Source organism: Candidatus Deferrimicrobiaceae bacterium, from assembly GCA_035256765.1.
GTDB lineage: Bacteria > Desulfobacterota > Deferrimicrobia > Deferrimicrobiales > Deferrimicrobiaceae > CSP1-8.
This window is the reverse complement of record DATEXR010000015.1, coordinates 1-1,541: the sequence shown is the minus strand read 5'-3', so window position 1 is coordinate 1,541 and position 1,541 is coordinate 1. Positions and strand designations below refer to the sequence as shown.

The following is a 1,541-nucleotide window of genomic DNA, read 5'->3' as shown; positions in this document are numbered from 1 at the left end:
GACCCTTTCCGGCAAGATCCGGGCGGGCGGAAAAGCCCCCGGAAAGCGAAAAGGGTACCAGGAGAATTTCATCCGGGGAATGGAGGACAATGCCCGGGAGAGGGCCGTCTCCGTGGCGAAGCGATTCCCCCTGCGGGAGGGGGAGCGGGTTCTCGACCTGGGGGGAGGCCCCGGAACGTACGCGGTCGAGTGGGCGAAGCGGTACCCCGGCGCGCGCCTGACGGTGTTCGACACCCCGGAAACGCTTGCGGTCACCCGGAAGATCCTGAAGGAGAAGGGCGCATCCCGTCTGGTCGCCCTCCGGGAGGGCGATTTCATGCGCGACCGGCTCGGGGGGCCGTACGACTTCCTCTGGATCTCCCAGATCCTCCATGCCTATTCCGAGAAGGAATGCGTGGTTCTTCTGCGCAAGGCCCGCAAGGCGGCTACCCCGGGGGGGCGCGTCGCCGTGCAGGAGTTCCTCCTGGACGAAAGCGGAGCCTTCCCGCCCGGGCCCGCGTTTTTTTCCGTCCACATGGTTGCCGTGACGGATGGGGGAAAGGCCTACACGACCCGGGAGATCGCTTCCCTGTTCCGCGCGGCGGGATACAGGAAGGTTTCCGCGGACAGGCCGGACGCCCGGGGGGTGGGCGTGGTGACCGCGCGCGCCTGAGAGAAAAAATCCTCCCGATATCGAACCGGTTCCGTCCCGGGAATCGGTAAATAAATTCCGTTTTCCTGCCGATAAAAAGAGAAACGGCCGTTGGCGAAACAGGCAGCGACGGGGTTCGACTGTTTCCGCCGGGTGGAGAGGAATACCGATGAACGGAGCGAAGGTCTTGCTCGTCGGGGAGAGGACGCCTAACCTCGAAGAACTCGCGGAGTTCCTCAGGGGAAAGGGGTGCGATCCCCGGACGTCCGGGACGGTCGAGGAGGGGCTCGATCTGCTGGCCCGCGAGACGTTTTCCCTCGCCCTGGTGGATTTGTCGATGCCCGGAAGGGACGGTCACTCGCTGCCGGGCAGGGTCAGGAGGATCTCCCCGGATACCGAGGTCGTGATCCTGACCGATAGCCCCTCCCGGGAAGCGGAAGACCGGGGGATCACCGAGGACGTCTACGATTTTCTCCACGCTCCCTTCGAGAACTCCGACGACGTATGGGGGACCGTCCGGATCGGATTGGAAAAAAGGGCGCTCTCCCTGAAAAACCGGCAACTTGACCGTGACCTGGATCTCCGCAACCGGGAGCTCTCCGCCGCCCTGAGGCGCCAGAACTCCCTCATCCGGGCGGGTCTTGCCATGGGGGGGATCAGCATCCTTTCGGAACTTCTCGACTTCTTCGTCGGCCTGGTCTCCGAGGAACTTGGCGTGGAAAGGGTTTCCCTGATGCTTCTGGACGAGAAAAAGGGGGAAATCCGGATCGTCGCCGCGCGCGGGCTGGATGCGGAAGTCGTCGGCAAGGTGCGGCTGAAAGTGGGGGAGGGGATCGCCGGATGGGTCGCCAAGGAAGGGAAGCCGGTCCTCGTGAAGGACGTCCTGACGGACCCGAGGGTCAGCCGGTCC

2 protein-coding genes are annotated in these 1,541 nt (G+C 64.5%); both read left to right on the top strand.

Annotation, left to right across the window (positions count from 1 at the left end; genetic code table 11):
* A partial coding sequence (locus VJ307_00455) for a methyltransferase (GenBank protein ID HJX72595.1) occupies positions 1-652 on the top strand: 652 nt, incomplete at its 5' end.
* Between the two features lie 148 nt (positions 653-800).
* A partial coding sequence (locus tag VJ307_00450; GenBank protein HJX72594.1) for a response regulator occupies positions 801-1,541 on the top strand: 741 nt, incomplete at its 3' end.